The sequence below is a fragment of the Pseudoalteromonas sp. NH0006-46 genome, assembly GCF_057547735.1.
This window is the reverse complement of the sequence record NZ_BAAJML010000002.1, coordinates 357986-377148: the sequence shown is the minus strand read 5'-3', so window position 1 is coordinate 377148 and position 19163 is coordinate 357986. Positions and strand designations below refer to the sequence as shown.

Here is a 19163-nt window from a genome sequence, read left to right as displayed (position 1 = left end):
GAGTAATAATTCGATAAAATGAAAAACAAGCCAATGATGAACACAAATAGTTAAATTTCTACCCTTACCAATAAATTTCTTTACTGTTTTTAAATTTTTAAGTCTATGTTTTAGTAAAAAAGTGGTTATTATAATGGTGAATAAACAACTTAAACCATTACAAAGGGTATACATATGTTCATTAAACCAGGACCGAAAAGAGAAAATGATGATGGAACGCCGGATAAAAGACAACGAACTAACACACCAAGTAAACATAAGCCGTTAAAACCACATGATCACAAACCAGGTGATTAACTTAGACCTAAATTTTTTAAAGTTAAAAAAATTCGTTCCCCATTTTATGGGAAAATAAAACCCAAGTTTTCTTGGTTTTTTTTCCCCTTTATTTTTCCACTTTACTATCCAGCTCATTGCGGGGCATAAACGTGCCAGAACTGATCGGCCTGACACGAGTTTGGACAAAAGCGTGTTAGAACGTCGACTGTATCAGGTAAATTCCGGATAGAAATTTCTATGGGGTAGCACCCTGTTAAGTTGTGAGCAACGGAATACCGAAGCTCACGCATACCATTTTAAACACTAAAATCAACGCTTAGTAAAAATGCTACGCGTTTCAAATCACTCTTAAACAGTTTGTTATACGGTGGGAACTTCACCTATTTGCTTTAAGTCCACTAGAGTTGTCATAAACTCTACTGAATTATACGCACTTGATATTTTAGGTTCTTCGGCACTTCGTAGGCGAAACTTCCCATAGACCAGAAACTGCTTGTCGAAATCAATGTTCGGTAACTTGAGTTTCTTGGAGATTCTTATAACCGGATAAACTTTCAACCCTTTGACTTTTTTCGGTTTGCACTCAAAATATTCAAAGTCGTCTACCACACCAGAAAAAACTTTCCGCGTAATCTTTAGGTCAATAGCTGCATTTACGTACTTGCTTTTAGTTAGGCAATGTTGAAAATAAAGATATTGCCCAATTCCAAAGAAAAAATCTTTCCATTTGACGGTACTTTTATTGACCTTGATTTCAAGACCATCACGCTCTTTAGGGTTTTTCTTTCCATATACATATAACTTGGCTAAATCGCTACAAGCTTTAACATAACAGGGCATCTTGCCCCTGTTGAAAAAAAGACGTTTTGTCGTAACTTCAGGAATCTGGTCGGCGAAGATTTCTTCTTTTCTCTTTAACTGCGATGCCTCTTCGTGGTTTAAAATATGAACCCTAAACAAAGTCTCACCATCTGCAATAGCATGTTCAACATTTGAGGTTCCAATTTTAGCCTCTATTTCATAGTTACCCGAGGTTTTAAAACTGCAATTATCTGAGTGGTCAAAATTTTGAAACAAGCGGAAAATAGCTGGAATTAGCTTACCAGTATTTCTCCTTTTATGCCCCGCAACATGTGTAACTCTCGCCTGACAACTTCTACCTCCACAAAATATAGGTTTGGGATAACCTAGATCTTCATATTGGTCGATTTTGATCATATTACCAGCTTTATCTATGACAAACGGAATAGCAACTCCGCCCATGTTAAATTACCTCCGTATAACGCCCACTTAAGCGGACGAAAATAGTTGGCTAAAATGTATAGCGTAGCGAACTCAGCCAACTATTGGAGTTCCGACTTAAAAGTGCTTGTTAGTTCATCCCTGAGCCTTATATTTCTCATATTCTTCTAGGTATAGGTTTTCTGAAGTATCACGAAACTGTTGCCGTCTTAGATGTAAATCGTTAAGCTTTTCGCTAATACTTTTGTAAATTATTTGATGAGCTTGGTTCTTAAGTATAGATTCATCATATTCATCAATTACGTAATCATCTTCCAAAGCGATGTTAACTAGTTGAAGTAATATCGCTTTATCTAATTTATCTAAAGATTCATAATTACCGTCTTCTTTCAAAAAGAATCCCTGAGAATTTTCAATTTTTAATGCTTTCATAACCACTCTTTCTTTCTGTATATGCTGTTTCACCAGCCTCTAATGAGTCTATAGTCACTTTGAAGTTATTCATTTTTATTCCATCAACAGTACTTAACTCTTTAACGGATGGGTGACCAGAATATCTTCGATATACAATTTCACCATTTTCAACTTCTTTGGATGTATAAACTACATAATCAGCCTTAATAGATGCTCCAACGGTACTGTTGTGTGTTACAACAACTACAGGCATAGTTTGTGAGAGCTCTTTCAATATTTGATTCACTTCTCCTTTCAAAAAAATGTTGTCAAAAGAAGACTCGGGCTCATCAATTAATAAGTAGTCATAGTTTTGAGCATCCTTAATTTCTTGAAGCAGTCTGAATTCTGATCTTTCGCCACCTGAAACTTTAAACCCATCTTTGTTAAGAATTTCATATTCAATGCATGCAAAGTATTTATAGAATTCAGAAGGAGTTAACGCCTCATTGTTTTTTAACTCAAGAAGATATTTATATGGGGAAGAGTATTCTTTGTAGGCACTAGTAAAGGCGACTTTCTTACCACTTACATTTTTAACTTCGCCAGCACCGTTAAAAGCTCGTTGCTTACAAACAACTTTAAAGCCTTGAATGTTTTCTTCATGAATAATTTTTTCAGTCTGTAATTGTTTGGCGATTAGATTAAATTTCAAAGTCTTTTGATGTTCAATCATTACTTTGTACAAATCAACATCTTTCACTTGTGTGCTAGAAGACCGAAGTTTGAGTTTACTTTTTACCTCCCGTACTGCCTCATTAACAACGTTTTTCTTCTTTGTGCTAAGTGTTTTTTCCCAAAGAGACTCTATTAACTCACATGCTAGAGCCTTCAAATCATCTACATTTATATGTTTATCAATTACATCTCTGTACTCAATATTTTCAATTAATAGTCGAACAGAGGTTATGAGGTGTGTAAGTCCTTTCTCTTCACTTATTTCAAATTGTGACTCATTAAATAGAGTAACTTTAGAGAAAGCGTCTCGTTTACTTACCTCTTCTGCTTGTTTCATTAGAGTTTCAAGGTACTCATCTACTTTACGTCTATTAGTAATAAGGTCAATGGTACTTACATCATCTAATACTGCTTTAAAAGGGGCCAAGTGCTTGTCAACAAAATTGCTTTTCTTTCGAGCTACACCTTCATTGAATTCCTTTTCATAGTTGGAATCATCTCTCTGCACTAGTGAAAATTGAGGAATATACTTTACGTTTTTACATTCCTCATTGATCCGATTTAAAGTCACAGTTTTGCCAGAAGATCTTGCCCCGAGAACAATATTCAAACCAGTAGAAAGTTGTTGACCATCATCAAATATCTGGAACAGTTTATTTCCATCAGATTTTGATAAAGCAACTTTGCTCCTATCACTCAAACTATGCTTGATTGCAGAAATTGTTAACTCACCACAATCAATATAGGTATGCCTTGAGGGGAACTTACGTAAACCATCCTTAATCCTTACATCACTAAATAACACAGGAGTTATTTCATTCTCATCCTTTGCCATTCGAACAAATTTCTTTGGGCTGTCAACCTCTCCTGCATCTATGAAGGCGCGTAGTTGTTCAAAGGTGTCTTTTGATATGGATGGTTTTTTCTGATAGTGAGGAATAATTAAATAATCATTGAGATTTCCAAATATCTGAATTAATTCTTCGACATTTATATTATCTCCTGCCTTCTTTATTTTTTCAGATACATTGTTAGCTTTGAGTTGAAAATCATCTAAGTTTTCATTCTCTGAAATGAGAAGGATATGACCATTATCAACATAAATTTCAATGCCTGGGAATACTATGCAATCCAAGACTTTTTGAATCTCTTTAAATTGTGCGAGATCGAAAACATCGTGGTTTGTTATAGCAATAGCATCAAGTTCTGCCACCGTAACGTATTCATTTAGCTTATCAAATGAAAATTCAAAGTGTGCATCACTGAATGTAGGGACTGTATGCAAATGGAGATCAATTTTTTTCAACGAATATTCCCTTTCTAATTAGTATACGTACCTATGCAGAGCAATGCTCGAACTACCGTATAACAGCGTATTACCGAGAATTCTCGTTAACACTCAATGAGTCAATTTCCAGAATTATCAAAATACGATTTTATTAATTTAATTGTTAATAACTTACACATAGGCAAAAGGAATTACAATTGTTTAGACTACTCTATAACCGAGAATTGATTATTTATTCATTAACACTTTAAATACCTGCTTCGCTCAAAGCAGCCATTAAAGGATTTACCCTAACTTGTTTTGGGGCATAAATGAGTTGGGGGAATGTCCGCTTTATAGAATTGAGCTGATAGCACATGATTACAGTGAGTGTCTCTTGGTCGCTCTTAGCTGCCTATAAGATAAAGTCCTATTTTATTCATCGAAACTTTTAGGTCAAATATGAGCGACTAAATATTGAAGTCGAAATTTAACTCTGCTGAACATTGTTGAACGTATTACTTTATTCATTATTTATAAAAATATGTAATAATAGCCATAGCTTAACTTTTTAAAGCTATGGCCTCGCAGGGAGGCCAGCTCCCACTGGCGAGCCAAATAGTTTACCCTGAATTATCAAACTAAGTTTTTCCAATAAATATACTCGATATAAAGTGCGTGGGCTTTGTGTTGAAGTATTTCTATTGGTGAAATAATGTCGCTATCAAACGACGAACTTCTTTCGAACATTAAACGTCAAGCAAAACGTCTCTCTAAAAATACTAATGTTCCATTGAGACAAGCTCAATCTCATTTAGCTATGTGTGTCTACCAATGTGATGATTGGGTTCACTTGAGAGATTCACTAAATTCTGACCTATTTGATAACCAATTATTGCTATTGGCTTCACTTCAGCCAAATTCTGATATTTTCTTGTACAAATTACTTGATGCCCATATGAACAATATTGTGCGTAACCTTAACAATACATTGAACACCAACTATGTGGATGGAAAAATAGAAGATATAATAATTAAAGCTTTTGGTATTGAACCTTCTGATTTCATGAGAAAAATAAAATAACATTTGTATAAATTACAGAGATGGGTATTACCCTCACTCTTTACAGACCGTTTCTTATCCTTTAGATTGTAAACAGGCTGAACGGACAGCCTGTGCCTACCAATTTATTGAAATTAACAATGAATAACGGCAAAGCGGAGCATCCGAAAATTTGTTTATCTATAAGATTGAAACCGGCGTTTGGTAGGCTAGTGTTTTGATCGAAAAGTTGGATACAACAAATGCTCACAACAACTCAATTAGTCTATAAATTAAATCTTCAAGCCACATTTTTAGAAAAGTACCTTAATTTGCCTGCATACTTTGGCAAAGACCTACTAGCAAAAGCAATTTATGAAAGTATCAATTTTAATGATTTATGTTCTTCCGTTAAAAGTGATGGAGAAAAGAAAGGGCTTTATCGTTTATTAGAGAATGACAAACTTAAATATTTACTCATTTGTGAAGTTGATGGCTGTAACTTAGTACACGCACTACACCAAAATATAGAAAAAATGGCTCTTCGATTAGAAAAGTTAGTGACTATAAACATAACACGAACTCAACTTATTTCACTTTTATACAAACTCTTTGGGCTTGATGACGAATCAAAGTATATTATTAAAGTTGATGAGTTAAAATTAAGCTGGGAGCCATATTTTAAGACACAGTCAAATAACCACTTTGTTTTATTTTCAGATATTCAAGTGAATAACACCCCATTTAGATTGATCGCCACCAAATTTAAATTAGATGAGTTATCAGCTTATTCTTTGAGTAATAAGGCAAAAACTAAAGTTAATCGCGCCGAGTACATTTCTTGTAAAAATACAGAATGTCATATCGACTGGCTCTTAAACTGTACGGATTTTTTAACAGATATAAGTAACAATAATCCAGATTTACTACCCATTCCATTTCAAATTGAGGGTGAAGAATATACTGTATTCGGCTTTCCGCTCTGTCCTACTATTTCAATTAAAAGTGTTGTAGCTTCGCCTGAAGTGAACTTCTTGGTAAAAAATACAAATGAAAAACAGAGATTTATCATTAATTTTGGATTGCAAAAGCTAACTTTAGAGTATTTAGTGGTAGATGATGAGCATGTTAGATTACCCCTGTTCTATCACGAAATTAAAAAGAATCTGTTAAGTCATAAAGATGCTTGCGACTACCCTATAGCTTTGGAGCCAGCCTCATGTTTTTTTTGGGTTAGGCCATTCGCTTATGTTGATTTTATTGAGAATGCATTGTGAGCACTCAAATATATGCTTAAGAATATTTTCTGATACGAAAAATATTGCTACTAGATATGCTTGGCAGGACACTTAGCTTTTGAGTCAAATTAAACCCATTTTGTCCGCTATAGTGAGTAGTGCCCTCTTTAAAAAATAAAAAAACCACTACTAAAAGCAGTGGCTATTATGGCAATATTTTAAATGATTTGAATTGAATTTTGACTTCTACATATTCTTTTCAGTGAATTCAGCCAAGCTACTGCGCTCGACTTCATCAAATATGAGCACCGAGCCTTTTTCATAATTCCTATAAACATTAACAGCCGCACTTGCACCAGAAGAAGCTGCTGTTACAAATTTATCATCTATTTGCGCTAGATTACCAAGTACAATCGTTCGACAATTTTTTCCACCGCGACTAAGCATTCCTTTAATTTGAGCACGGGTCATATTTTGTGCTTCATCAATAATTAAAACAGCATCATCAATAGACCTGCCTCGAAAATAAGCCATAGAGGTAAACTCTATATTGGCACGCTCTATGACATGCTCAACAGTTGCACTAATATTACCTTCATTGTTATCACCTGAATGCATTGATATAAGTGCATCTGTGATACCTGCTAATAGTGGCATTGATTTTTCGGTTAAATCACCAGGTAAAAAGCCGGGATCGTCGTCCATGAAGTCCCGAGACCTAACAACTACTATTTTCTTATATTTTTTCAACTCTAATACTTGATGTAACGCTGCCGCAACGGCTAAAAAAGTTTTCCCGGAGCCTGCTGGGCCAAGTATAATATTTAAATCATAATAAGGGTCTGTTAATTGGCTTAAAGCCACCGCCTGTCTCTGGTTTTTAGGCAAAATACCCCATACTTTTTCGTGCTTACGAGGCAATAACTTTGTGTATACCTCAATATCTGTAACTTCTGAAATTCGCCCAATGTGTCCAGTTTCATCGTACCAATACATGTTTGGCTGAACTTCATCGTTAAATAAGCTTACTGGGAATGTATAAACTTCTCCTGAAACCTTGAAGTCTTTGTCTGATTTAATTCGATTAAAAAGATCTCCTTCAAAAGCTTGTACACCTGTGTATAAAAGATCAATATCTGATATTTGATTATCTACGGCAACGTCCTCAGCCCTAACTCCAACTGTTCGAGCTTTCAACCGCATATTAATATCACGACTAACAATTGTTACATCTTTATCGAGTTCTTTTTGAAGATATAAAGCATAATTAATTATTCTGTTATCAGCGTCACTTCCTATCCCGTGCTTTAACTCCCTAGCCATATCCAATTGAGTGTCAATTCCGATGAAAAGCTTTCCTCTCTGGGCGGTTTCGGTAGATGGTAAAGGAATACCTAGTTCCATTTCCTCGGCTGTATGTCCATTTATGATGTCTTCCAACATTCTTATACACATCCGTGCATCTGCACTTACAGATTTATTAGTTCTCTCTTTAAGATTGTCCAATTCTTCCAACACGGTTAAACAAATGTATACATCATCACGATAGGAAAGAAGCGATTTAGGATCATGGACCAATGCTGATGTATCAAGTACACGAGGATTTCGATTATCAATAGAGCTTTTCATTACGCAGCCTCCAAAATAGTTAAATTGTTGCGAGACTGTGTGTAGTACTCTTCTCGTAAATTTCGAATATTTAGTAAAAGTTTGCAATTATGGGACTGCTTAGAGTAGTTAAAGAAATCAATTTTTTTGAAAATTCTTTTTACTTTTGCTATAGGCCATGAAAAACAAAGAGGTAAAAACTTTAAATTATTTTCAATTCGGGGTTGTAAAATAACAACCGCATTTTGAATACTGCGGCCACGCATAAAATTAACCGACTTAAACTGTACATTGGCCTTTTCCATAATGTAATTTCGGCTAGATAGTGGGTTCTCGTCGCCTTTGTGCAGTACCTCAAGCGTGTCGGTAATAGCGGCAAGCCACGGCGCCATTTTTTCCTCTTCCGTGCCAGGTAAAAAACCAATAGATTCTGCAATCTCAGGCGTGTTTCGAGTTACAATAACTTTATCGTAAATACCTTTTTCAATAACCAATTCAAGCGCACAAGCAAGCGCTAGTAATGTTTTTCCACACCCTGCAGGTCCAGTTAATATTACCAATTCAATGCTAGTATCAAGTAATGCATCCAGCGCCATACCTTGATAAATATTCTTAGGTTTAACGCCCCATGCATGATGATGCATTAACCGCTCAACACTAATATCTTTTATAGTAATGTGTTCATCATCAAACGACTTTACCCTAGCCGCAAAGTGATTACCCTCATCAAGTAAATACTCATTACAAAATACATCTGGTATTAGATTTTTAGGCACATGATGAAACGTATCTCGCCCATGTTGCTCTGTGTTGCACTGCCCTACATGTCCCCAAAAATCACCTTCTATTTTTTTATAACCGCTAGTGAGCAAGCTAATGTCATCAATAAGCTGATCAGTTCGGTAATCCTCTACATATTTAAGTCCTGCGCCTTTTGCTTTTAAGCGCATATTTATGTCTTTGGTAACCAATATCACTTTTGAATCGCTATGCTGCTTTTGTAAATATACCGCACAATTAATAATCCGATGATCGTTTTCATTGCCCGGCAACCCCGAAATTGAGTCTGCAAATAAATGGTCATTAACAATAATGAGCGTGCCGGCAGAGCTCGATTTAGCCTTTTTATTACTTGGCAAAGCAACGCCTTGTAGCATTTGTTCAGGGGTTGCGTTTTTAAGTACCTCATCTAAACCACGAATTGCAACGCGGGCATCGCGGCTTACATCGTGTTTTCGGTCCTTAATGTGATCAAGCTCTTCAAGTACGGTCATCGGAATAACCACGTTATGTTCTTGAAAAGACAAATAAGCGAGGGGCTCGTGGAGGAGTACGTTGGTGTCTAGCACATACATTTTACTTTCAAGGTTCGAAGCTTTTTCCATAGCACTTTCCTTACGTTTTATGATTTTTATGCTATACCAAAATAACTAAGTAAAACGGGCAAAAATCAAAACCTGCAATACTTAATTGCCAAGGCATATTGAAAGTTTAGTCTATTTGCCATAAAAGTCCGTTTTATTACAACCTGAATTTAGTTTTTATTTACCTTTTTAATAGGTTAAAAAATGGCGGTTTTATTCTTTATAATTAACACTTATAAAATTAATTAAAAGTGAGCTAAATAGCGCCTTGCAGTGGTGTTAGCTTACAGGTAACATAGCCGCCTTTTTCATCATAGACGAGACATACATGAATTTTTCCTTAGGTCAGCGTTGGATCAGTGATACAGAGTCAGATTTAGGATTAGGCACCGTTGTTGCCATTGAAGGCCGACAGGTCAGCATATTATTTCCAGCCAGTGGCGAAAACCGTGTTTACTCTACAGCAGAAGCACCGGTTACCCGTGTGGCATTTAATCCAGGCGATGTGATCAAAAGCGTTGAAGAATGGGAATTAGAAGTAGAGTCTATTGAAGTTCAGGGTGAACTACTTTGTTACGTGGGCACCCGTGTTGATAATGGCGAAGAAGCAAAGTTAAAAGAAACTTTTTTAGATCATTTTATAAAGTTTAATAAGCCACAAGACCGTTTATTTGCCGGCCAAGTAGATCGTTTTGATCGTTACACACTGCGTTACCAAACATGGCAACATAAATTTGAACGTGAACAATCGCCTATTAAAGGCTTAATTGGTCAGCGTGCTAATCTTATACCCCACCAGCTTTATATTGCCCAAGAAGTAGGTAAACGTTTCGCACCACGCGTACTTTTATCTGATGAAGTAGGCCTTGGTAAAACGATTGAAGCAGGCATGATACTGCATCAGCAAATTATTAGTGGCCGCGCAAGCCGCGTACTTATTGTTGTACCTGAAAACCTGCAGCACCAATGGTTAGTCGAAATGCTACGCCGCTTTAACTTACGTTTTTCTATTTTTGATGAAGAGCGTTGCGACGAAGCCTTTGCCGATTCACCAAACGTATTTGATACAGAGCAACTTGTCCTTACAAGCCTTGAGTTTTTAACCAAGAAAAAGCGCTGGTTTGAACAAGCCACATTGGCTGATTGGGATCTATTAGTTGTTGATGAAGCGCACCACTTAAGCATTAATAACGGTAAACCAAGCACTGAATATCAACGCATGGCTGAGCTTAGCCAAGATATCCCTGGCCTTATTTTACTTACTGCAACGCCAGATCAGCTAGGCCATAGCAGTCACTTTGCGCGCTTACAATTACTCGACCCAGACCGCTTTTACGACTACGACGTATTTAAAGAAGAAGAAGCAAATTACAAAGACGTAGCGCAAGCGGCAAACCAGTTATTACAAGATCAAGCTCTTGACGATAATGCAAAAGCAACGCTTATTGAGCTATTAAAAGAAACCGACATTACCGTTATTCTTGAAAAAGCGCAGCAAGGCGATTTACCAGCGCGTAAAGAAATACTTAATATGTTGCTCGATCGTCACGGTACTGGCCGTATATTATTCAGAAACAGCCGCAGTGGCATTGATGGCTACCCAAGCCGTAAATTACATGCTTACCCTATGGCATTGCCAAAACAGTACAAAACGGCCATGTCTGTACTTGGTAGCATGAGCGGTATTCAAAATGCAGAACTAAGTGCACATCGCGCTCTTTTTCCTGAAAAAATATTTCAAGAGTTTGAAGGCGAAAGTGCAAGTTGGGGCTTATTTGACCCACGTGTAGATTGGTTAATCGACACACTTAAAACGCTAAAACACGAAAAAGTACTTCTTATTTGTGCCAAAGCCGAAACCGCTATTAGCCTTGAGCAAATACTACGTGAACGCGAAGCAATTAAAGCCTCGGTTTTCCACGAAGGTATGTCAATTATAGAGCGTGACCGCGCGGCTGCATTTTTTGCCGACGAATACGACAACGCACAAATACTATTGTGTTCAGAAATTGGCTCTGAAGGTCGTAACTTCCAGTTCTCGCATCATTTAGTGTTATTTGATTTACCACTAAACCCTGATTTACTTGAGCAACGTATTGGCCGTTTGGACCGCATTGGGCAAACACAAGACGTGAATATTCACGTGCCATATTTTGAAAACACAGCGCAAGAAGTATTATTGCGTTGGTACAACGAAGGCCTAGATGCCTTTGAAACCACATCAACCACTGGTCAGTTATTATATAAAGAGTTTCGCGAAGATTTACTTGAATACATTTCAGCGCATAACTGTGATGAAGACGAGCTAGATCCAATGCTAGCACAAGTAGCGCAACAAAATGCCGTGCTACGTAAAAAAATGGAAAGCGGGCGAGATCGTTTATTAGAGCTGCATTCTTCTGGCCAAGGTGCTGCTGACTCTCTGGTTACTGACATAGAAAAACTCGATAACCAGTTTGAACTGCCAAGTTACATGATTAACGTGTTCGACACTTTTGGTGTAAGCCAAGAGGATAAAGGCGAGAACACCATTATTTTAAAGCCTACTGAACACATGTTAAACGCGTCATTCCCATCGCTTAAAGATGATGGAATGACAGTTACATTTGACCGCGATACCGCACTTTCACAAGAAGATGTACACTTTATTAGTTGGGATCACCCAATGGTACAGGGCACAATGGACATGATTTGTGACGATGACTTTGGTAGCGCATCGGTTGCCTTACTTAAAAACAAAAAACTTCCCGCGGGCACTTTTTTTGTTGAGTTGATATTTGTTGCCGAAGCAATGGCACCTAAAGTATTGCAAGTGGGCCGCTTTTTACCCCCTACCCCTATTCGTATATTACTTGATAAAGCCAGCAATAACTTAGGCGAAAACGTCGCATTTGACGGGTTTAACCAACAGCTTTCAGCCGTCGGTCGTCAAACAGCAAGTAAACTGGCAGGTGCATTGCAAAGCGCAATTCACCCAATGATCACGACTGCAAAAGACATGGCACAAGAAAAACTCGATGTTATTCGTGCAGCGTCGCTAGCTAAAATGCAAAGCACGCTAATTGAAGAACAATCTCGTTTAGAAGCCCTTAAACAAATTAACCCGAATATTCGCCAAGAAGAAATTACTTTCTTTGATAAGCAGCGCAGCGAGTTGACTACGCACATTGAAAAAGCGCAGTTACAACTAGATGCAATTCGCTTAATAGTGGTTTCGCACTAGGGGTTTTTGAGCTTTAAGTTTATAGCTGTCAGTCGTTAGTAAAAATGACAGCTTAATAAAGCGCGGTATTTATACCGCGCTTTTTTATATTCAAACAAGGCATATAAATTAGAAGCCTTTGTACAGACTATCAATGTTTTCCTTGAGCCTTTGCCCTTGCTCCCCTAAAATAGTGCCCTTCAAAATCATTAAGGTCGGCCGTGTTAGTTAATTACAATCCCCCAATGAACCCGTATTTAACCATACTTTTTCAAGACGACGACTTGCTCATTGTTAATAAACCAAGTGAGTTATTAACGGTTCCTGGTAAAGATCCTAAACATGCCGACAGCTTAATTAACCGAGTGAATCGCGTGTTTCCAACCGCACGTATTGTTCACCGCCTTGATATGGCAACTTCCGGCATACTTTGCCTTGCTATGAATAAAGCTGCCCATAGGCATTTAAGCATGCAGTTTCAAGAACGTGAAACTGCTAAGCGGTATATTGCTCGCGTATTTGGGCAACTTGAACAAGACAATGGTTCTGTTGATTTGCCACTTATTTGCGACTGGCCTAATCGCCCAAAGCAAATGGTGGATCATGAAAATGGTAAGCCATCGCTCACTCACTATAAAATACTTGAACGAGAAGAAAGCGCCACTCGCGTAGAGCTCACTCCTATTACTGGTCGTTCACATCAATTACGTGTACATATGCTAAGCCTTGGCCATCCTATTCTAGGTGACAGACTCTATGCCCACACAGAGGCGCTTGCAGCCGCTCCGCGTTTACAACTTCACGCACAAATGTTGCAACTAAAACACCCAGTCACCGAGCAAATAATGACCTTCGAAGCAGAACCCGAGTTTTAACGGGCTCAATTACTTAGCAAAGGGTTAAACTTTTAGTTAAACATGCCGATACCTAACTAATGACCACTAGTTGAGCGTGTTATGGTGTTTTTGCAATTAATTAAAAAGACTTTGTGTTACATGGCATGTAGCTGCGTGGCCCTTTTAGCAATGCCTGCAACTGCCGCTGAACATATTGCTCCGCCTTCTTTTTCGAGTGTTGAAAATAGCGATATTAAACGCCTTCTACCCAGCGATGAAGTGAAAACCTTATTGGCAGGTGAAACTGAGTTTTTAAGTTTGCACAGTGAATACATGAGTGCTGATTTTAGAGGGACTGTATTACTGATCCCCGACTGGCAATCAACCCCTACCAATAATTCAGGAATGAGTTACTTACGCAAGGAGCTTAACAATTTAGGCTACACCACCTATGCGATGACCACCCCTGATATTGATTGGCAAGCGAGTAAAATAGCAGAGACGGCCGCAGAAACAGCACCAAGCACCGCCACTGAACCAGAGAGTCAAGCCAACAGTGAGTCAGAGCAGCCTAATGTTTCAAGTAAAAATGAAGCGCCTCACCATGTGGATGCTATTGAAGCCGTCAGTGATGAAGTACTCGACAACTACAAATTAAATTTACTGGCGCGCTACAAAGCCCTTTACCAAACAGCGATGGAAGAGCCTAGCAATATTGTTATTATTGCCCAAGGCACCAGTGCAGGGGTATTAACTGAATATTATGCAGATTTTCCGCAAGAACGCGTGGATGCGCTTATTAGTTTAAGTAGCTATTTACCCAATGCAAAACGCAATAAAAGCCTAAACCAAACAACGTCTCTTGTTACGCCTGCCCTTTTAGATATTTATTACGCCGGCGACAATCGCAACATTTTAATTAACCTAAAAAATCGCCAGCGCTGGGTTAACCGAAACGCTAAATTCGACTACCGCCAGCGCCAATTATTTGGGCTTCGTGATCAGCCGCAACAACATGCTCGGCTAACAAAAGAAATAGACGGCTTTTTACGCCGCCTTTTTTAAATATTCATAGGCCGCTTGAATATCTTGGCTTTTTTTAACGGCTAATTCCATCATATGCTTTGGTAAACCTTGCGATACTAATTTATCTGGGTGGTGTTGCGCCATTAACTTACGGTAAGCTACTTTTACTTCTCGCTCTGTTGCTCCTTCGTTAAGCCCTAAAAGCCCAAGCGCTTGAGTACGATTCATGTTGTTATTAGGTGGCACATGATGGCCTGAACCTTCTTTATAACTGCTACTTTGCCCTTGCTGCTGTTGATAACGCTGTTGCTGTTTTCTAAAATTAAACTCAGCTTGATAGCGTTTAAGCACAAACGCAAAATGAGTTTTAGAAATGCCTAGCTGTTTACTAACATCACTCAGTAATTGCTTTTCTTGTTCAGCCAAAATGCCATCAGAAAACGCCATTTGAATTTGTATTTCTAAAAATAATTGCAGTAAATCATGACGCTTAGCAAAACGTTCTTTAAAATCATGAACGGTTTCTTTTAATGAAAAGTCACTTTGCTTACCCGCCTGAAACGCATGTTGTGCTTCGCGGCGTTCTTCGCCTTTTAAGCCCATTTCATCCATAAATAAGCTGGCGGCTTTTATATGTACTTCGCTTACTCGGCCGTTAGACTTTGCAATATGGCCCATCACTGCAAAGCAGCTGGAAAAAAATAACGCTTGGCGTTGATGGACATCGTCACCATTAAATAAACTTGAAAAGCCACCTGCTTTATCAAAATTATTTTTTAAACTTTTATCAAATAAATGCCCTAGATATAAACCTAAAATAGCACCAAAAATTTTGCCAAACATAAAGCCAAAGCAAAATCCGAGTATTTTTCCCCACATGTAAACTGCTACTCCTATTAATTATGTGTCGGCTTGCGCCAAGCGCTCATTTAATGCCGTTAAACGCGCTGGTGTGCCTATGTCATCCCAACTACCAATATAAAGCTCGGTAGATACTAAGTGTTTGCTTAGTTTTTCTCGTAGTAACGACCCAAGCGGGCGAATGCCTGGCTCTAAACCATTAAAAAAGTCAGCCTGATAGCGGCTAATACCCGAGAACGTATATTTTGGACTCTCAGGCGATAAATGACTCAATGCAAAATCGCCATCAGGATTATGAGGTGGATTTTCAATAAGCACCAAATGCGCCTCTCCTGGCTGTAAATGCAATTGCATGAGTGAGCTTACATCGTAATCGGTAAATACATCGCCATTAATCACAATAAACGATTCACCTAATGACGGAAGTGCTTGAATAATTCCGCCTGCGGTTTCAAGGCCGCCTTCAACCTCTTGGCTATAAACAATACTTACACCAAATTGACTACCATCTTTGAAGTACGCTTTAATTTTATCACCTTGCCATGCAAGATTTATCACTATGTCGGTAATACCTGCGGCCTTTAAATTATTAACATGGTGCTCTATTAATGGTTTATTTTGCACTTTAAGCATAGGTTTAGGCATAGCGTGAGTGAGCGGCATCATACGCTGCCCACGTCCTGCGGCTAAAATCATGGCTTTCATAAGCTTACCTGCTCTAATTTTTTAATCACTTTTGGCGCTATTGTATTTTTAACCCAATCACCGAGCGCATTGAGCTCGGGGTAACGTGCAGCAATTTCTGTAATATACTCAAGGGTGGGCAAAATATTAGCTAAATAACCTATTTTACCATCACGTAAATACAGCCGACAAAATATACCAGCGGCTTTTAAATGACGCTGTAAACCGGTTAAGTCAAACCAAACTTTAAATTGCTCAAACGACGTGTTAGCGACTAAGCCTTGACGTTTAAATTCGTTATAACCAAATACTAATAGTTGAGCGAGCTCATCATCGGGTAGCTTAAAATAGCAATCGCGTAATAACGAAACTAAATCGTAACAAAGCGGCCCGCGCACGGTGTCTTGGTAATCTATTATCGCCCACTGCGAATTGCTGTGCATAATATTACGGCTATGGTAGTCGCGATGCACTGTTACTGTGGGCTGTTCAAGCATGGCTTTAGTGAGTAGAGCGCAGCTCGACTCCCACATTTTAAGCTGATTTTTATCAACATTTTCAGCAATAAAATCTTTTACTAACCATTGGCTAAATATCGACAATTCAAGCGCTATAAAGTCTTTACCATAGGCCAACATATCTGAGGCTTCAGGGGTTTTTGCCCACTTGGCTGATAAACTTATTAACTGTGTGTAATAGTTGGTTCTATTTGCATCATTAAGCATGTCGGCTAAGTGTGTGCTGCCTAAATCAGTTAAAATAAAAAAACCCTGTTGTTCATCACTTTTAATAATATGCGGTAACAAAAAACCTTGGTCGGTAAAAACTTGGTTCAAAGATAAATACGGTGCGTTATTGACCTTTAATGGATCGGAGTCCATTACAATAAAGTGCTGATTATTAATTGTTAAGCGAAAATAACGCCTAAAGCTTGCATCTCCGGTTATGGCCTCAAGTGTATCTGGCTGTTTGCCAAAGTGGGCCATTATGAACTGTTGTAAATTATCAAAGCGTGTCATTTTATAAGATATCTATTTTTAACTAAGTTAATTAGGTCAATTACTGTATTTGCCATTATTTTCCTTTATTATGTGTAAATTATATTTATACACACAGCATTAGGGTCAATAAATGAGCAAAACCTGGGGCATTTTGATGCTAAGCGTAGTTAGCGCACCATCGCTTGCCGAAACTGAACTGACACACAAACTTTGTGGCACTTCAATGCAAACCAGAGCTTGGCAACCGCTACCTGGCATTAAGCTTGGTAATGTTGACATTAAAGCTGATGATGTAGAACTCCTTGGTACTCAAAGTGCCGAATTTAGCGGCAATGTTGATATTAACACCGTTAATATGAGTTTGTCCGCACAAACTGCATTGATAGACAAGCAACGTGGTTTACTTAATGCCACTGGCCCGATTGTATATCGCGATGCTGTAAGTAATGTAAATAGCTCTGGTTTAAATGCCGATTTAAATAATTCAGAAATAAGCTTACTAGGTGCTGATTACAAGCTAACAGAACAACAAGGTAAAGGTGGTGCTGAAAAGCTCACTATAAACGATTCTGGCTTAGTACTGATGAATGCAAGCTTTACTGCTTGTCCGGGAGAAACGCCAGCTTGGGAAATTGAAGCCGACGAGATTAACTTATCTCGCGAACAAGGCTGGGGCGAAACTCACAATGCCATACTGCGAATTCTAGATACCCCTGTTTTATATTTACCTTATTTTACTTTTCCATTAGACGAGCGCCGTAAGTCGGGATTACTCACGCCTAGTATTTCAAGCTCAGACAAGTATGGTTTAGAAACCATTACTCCTTACTATTGGAATATTGCACCTAACTTAGATGCCACTATCACGCCACGTTATATGGCTAACAAAGGTTTACAGTTACAAACCGAGTTTAGATACTTAACCGAGCAACATGAAGGCCTAATAGGAATAGAATATCTAAATAAAGATGACTCAGAACCAGCGCTTGATGAGCGCTACATGTTCCATTGGCAGCAAAAAAGTTACTTTAATGAAAACTGGCGAGCAAGTGTAGATGTTACCAATGTAAGCGACGATAACTACATTACTGATTTAGAATCAAGTTATGCGAGTAAAACTGACACTCAGCTTTATCGTACCGGCGTACTGACCCATTTAGGTGACACATGGCGGACCGATATAAAAGTACAAAACTTTGAGGTGCTGGGTGATCACTTAGAGTCGTACACAGCGATCCCACAAATTAGCTTTACACAAACAGCACCATGGAAATTTGATCATTTTGATTTTAGCGTGTCTGGCGAGTTGAGCCATTTTACCAATAGCTCAGCAATCATTGATCAAGCAACACGAGTTCATATTGAGCCAAAAGCGCGGTTTGATTACGATCAATACGCATGGTCATTTTTATCTGAAGTTAGCTTATTACAAACAAACTACGACCAACAAGGTAACCTATCTGGCACACAGTTTAAGCAAAGCGTTTCGCGTACTTTGCCAAAAGTACGTTTATATTCACAGCTTAATTTTGAGCGCGATACTTCCTACCTTGTAGAAGATGGTATTCAAACATTAGAGCCACAAATTCAGTATTTATATACACCTAACAAGGATCAGTCTGATATTGGTTTATACGATACAACCAAATTACAGGACGATTATTACGGCTTATTTAGAGATACGCGTTTTTCTGGCGTTGATCGAATAGCCGCTGCAAATCAATTTACGCTGGGTGCAACAACGCGTTTATTTGATAAAAAACAAGAAGAAATTTTTAACTTTAGTGCCGGACAAATATTTTATTTATCTGATGATGCCAAGCCAACCGAGCAAAATTTAAACTCAGATACAAATTACAATGCATTATTTGCAGCGCAAACCATGTTACATTGGCACCGTCGTTGGTATTTCTCTGCGGGGATACAATACAACACTGACAGCAAACAGATGATCCAATCAAATGCCACGTTAGATTACAAAGGTGATAATAATCAGCTTGTGCAATTGAACCATCGCTATGCAAATGATGTCTCAGGAAATACAATCGAGCAAACAGGTGTATTCACAAGTATTCCAATAAGTGATGAATGGCAGTTTATTGCAAGCTACCACCGTGACCTTGAAAACAACCGAAGCGTCGAAATATTAAGTGGATTACAGTATGAATCATGCTGTTGGGCGTTCCAGATTACTGGTCACCGCCAGATCGAAACTGATTTAAATCAGTCAATAGGTACAGAACAAGCCACCTTTGATTCAGGTATTAGTTTTAATTTTGTACTAAAAGGACTGGGTAGTAAAAGCCGCTATGATGCACAAAAACTATTACAACAAGGTATTTTTGGCTATCGTAGACCGTATTTTCTTAATAACTAGTATCA

The 19163-nt window shown here is 38.2% G+C and carries 14 protein-coding genes; 6 read left to right on the top strand and 8 right to left on the bottom strand.

What is annotated here, in order from left to right:
- Positions 1 to 639: 639 nt before the first annotated feature.
- The 3 genes from AC27I2_RS06535 to AC27I2_RS06525 all read right to left on the bottom strand — a co-directional run bounded on the left by AC27I2_RS06535 (position 640) and on the right by AC27I2_RS06525 (position 3958).
- Positions 640 to 1542 carry a hypothetical protein gene (locus AC27I2_RS06535; protein WP_487203790.1) on the bottom strand — a complete coding sequence of 301 codons (903 nt, stop codon included), beginning with the start codon at positions 1540 to 1542 and terminating at the stop codon, positions 640 to 642.
- A 114-nt stretch (positions 1543 to 1656) separates the two neighbouring features.
- Complete coding sequence (locus tag AC27I2_RS06530; protein ID WP_487203789.1) at positions 1657 to 1953, bottom strand: hypothetical protein; 297 nt, start codon at positions 1951 to 1953, stop codon at positions 1657 to 1659.
- Positions 1934 to 3958 carry a histidinol phosphatase gene (locus tag AC27I2_RS06525; RefSeq protein WP_487203788.1) on the bottom strand — a complete coding sequence of 675 codons (2025 nt, stop codon included), beginning with the start codon at positions 3956 to 3958 and terminating at the stop codon, positions 1934 to 1936. The genes AC27I2_RS06530 and AC27I2_RS06525 overlap by 20 nt, the downstream gene beginning before the upstream one ends.
- Before the next feature lie 676 nt (positions 3959 to 4634).
- On the opposite strand from AC27I2_RS06525, the gene AC27I2_RS06520 reads away from it, so the two are divergent.
- Positions 4635 to 5003, top strand: a complete 369-nt coding sequence (locus AC27I2_RS06520; RefSeq protein ID WP_219422329.1) for a hypothetical protein — start codon at positions 4635 to 4637, stop codon at positions 5001 to 5003.
- Positions 5004 to 5224: 221 nt separating this feature from the next.
- A complete protein-coding gene (locus AC27I2_RS06515) occupies positions 5225 to 6238 on the top strand; it encodes a hypothetical protein (RefSeq protein WP_276756678.1) in 1014 nt (337 codons plus the stop codon).
- 207 nt (positions 6239 to 6445) lie between these two features.
- Here the strand turns inward: AC27I2_RS06515 and AC27I2_RS06510 are convergent, their stop codons facing one another.
- Together AC27I2_RS06510 and AC27I2_RS06505 are read right to left on the bottom strand one after the other, a co-directional pair.
- Positions 6446 to 7828: a PhoH family protein gene (locus AC27I2_RS06510; protein ID WP_276756676.1), complete on the bottom strand. Its 1383-nt coding sequence runs from the start codon at positions 7826 to 7828 to the stop codon at positions 6446 to 6448.
- The gene (locus AC27I2_RS06505) at positions 7828 to 9192 is read right to left on the bottom strand and encodes a PhoH family protein (protein WP_487203787.1); all 1365 of its coding nucleotides are present in this window, start codon (positions 9190 to 9192) and stop codon (positions 7828 to 7830) included. Before AC27I2_RS06505 ends, AC27I2_RS06510 begins: the two co-directional genes overlap by 1 nt.
- 307 nt (positions 9193 to 9499) lie before the next feature.
- On the opposite strand from AC27I2_RS06505, the gene rapA reads away from it, so the two are divergent.
- The 3 genes from rapA (at position 9500) to AC27I2_RS06490 (ending at position 14274) form a co-directional block, all read left to right on the top strand.
- Positions 9500 to 12394: an RNA polymerase-associated protein RapA gene (gene rapA / locus AC27I2_RS06500; protein ID WP_487203786.1), complete on the top strand. Its 2895-nt coding sequence runs from the start codon at positions 9500 to 9502 to the stop codon at positions 12392 to 12394.
- A 200-nt stretch (positions 12395 to 12594) separates the two neighbouring features.
- Entirely contained in the window at positions 12595 to 13248 is a 654-nt protein-coding gene (gene rluA, locus AC27I2_RS06495) for a bifunctional tRNA pseudouridine(32) synthase/23S rRNA pseudouridine(746) synthase RluA (RefSeq protein ID WP_058405772.1), read from the top strand.
- A 120-nt stretch (positions 13249 to 13368) separates the two neighbouring features.
- Complete coding sequence (locus AC27I2_RS06490) at positions 13369 to 14274, top strand: DUF3530 family protein (RefSeq protein ID WP_487203785.1); 906 nt, start codon at positions 13369 to 13371, stop codon at positions 14272 to 14274.
- Here AC27I2_RS06490 and djlA read toward each other — a convergent pair.
- From djlA to AC27I2_RS06475, 3 genes are read right to left on the bottom strand one after another with little or no spacing between them, the layout of a single operon-like run.
- Positions 14257 to 15114, bottom strand: a complete 858-nt coding sequence (gene djlA / locus AC27I2_RS06485; protein WP_487203784.1) for a co-chaperone DjlA — start codon at positions 15112 to 15114, stop codon at positions 14257 to 14259. The two genes, AC27I2_RS06490 and djlA, sit on opposite strands and share 18 nt — an antisense overlap.
- 21 nt (positions 15115 to 15135) lie before the next feature.
- Positions 15136 to 15801 carry an N-acetylmuramate alpha-1-phosphate uridylyltransferase MurU gene (gene murU / locus AC27I2_RS06480; protein ID WP_487203783.1) on the bottom strand — a complete coding sequence of 222 codons (666 nt, stop codon included), beginning with the start codon at positions 15799 to 15801 and terminating at the stop codon, positions 15136 to 15138.
- A complete protein-coding gene (locus tag AC27I2_RS06475; protein WP_487203782.1) occupies positions 15798 to 16799 on the bottom strand; it encodes an aminoglycoside phosphotransferase family protein in 1002 nt (333 codons plus the stop codon). The genes murU and AC27I2_RS06475 overlap by 4 nt, the downstream gene beginning before the upstream one ends.
- A gap of 112 nt (positions 16800 to 16911) precedes the next feature.
- Here AC27I2_RS06475 and lptD point away from each other — a divergent pair, with 112 nt between their 5' ends.
- Positions 16912 to 19158, top strand: coding sequence for an LPS assembly protein LptD (gene lptD, locus AC27I2_RS06470; protein WP_487203781.1), 2247 nt, complete (start codon positions 16912 to 16914; stop codon positions 19156 to 19158).
- Positions 19159 to 19163 lie beyond the last annotated feature (5 nt).

Coding starts and splice junctions, on each gene's coding strand:
- AC27I2_RS06535 (WP_487203790.1), bottom strand. CDS start 1,542: ATGGGCGGAGTTGCTATTCCGTTTGTCATAGATAAAGCTGGTAATATG.
- AC27I2_RS06515 (WP_276756678.1), top strand. CDS start 5,225: ATGCTCACAACAACTCAATTAGTCTATAAATTAAATCTTCAAGCCACA.
- AC27I2_RS06520 (WP_219422329.1), top strand. CDS start 4,635: ATGTCGCTATCAAACGACGAACTTCTTTCGAACATTAAACGTCAAGCA.
- AC27I2_RS06505 (WP_487203787.1), bottom strand. CDS start 9,192: ATGGAAAAAGCTTCGAACCTTGAAAGTAAAATGTATGTGCTAGACACC.
- AC27I2_RS06530 (WP_487203789.1), bottom strand. CDS start 1,953: ATGAAAGCATTAAAAATTGAAAATTCTCAGGGATTCTTTTTGAAAGAA.
- lptD (WP_487203781.1), top strand. CDS start 16,912: ATGAGCAAAACCTGGGGCATTTTGATGCTAAGCGTAGTTAGCGCACCA.
- rapA (WP_487203786.1), top strand. CDS start 9,500: ATGAATTTTTCCTTAGGTCAGCGTTGGATCAGTGATACAGAGTCAGAT.
- AC27I2_RS06490 (WP_487203785.1), top strand. CDS start 13,369: ATGGCATGTAGCTGCGTGGCCCTTTTAGCAATGCCTGCAACTGCCGCT.
- AC27I2_RS06475 (WP_487203782.1), bottom strand. CDS start 16,799: ATGACACGCTTTGATAATTTACAACAGTTCATAATGGCCCACTTTGGC.
- djlA (WP_487203784.1), bottom strand. CDS start 15,114: ATGTGGGGAAAAATACTCGGATTTTGCTTTGGCTTTATGTTTGGCAAA.
- AC27I2_RS06510 (WP_276756676.1), bottom strand. CDS start 7,828: ATGAAAAGCTCTATTGATAATCGAAATCCTCGTGTACTTGATACATCA.
- murU (WP_487203783.1), bottom strand. CDS start 15,801: ATGAAAGCCATGATTTTAGCCGCAGGACGTGGGCAGCGTATGATGCCG.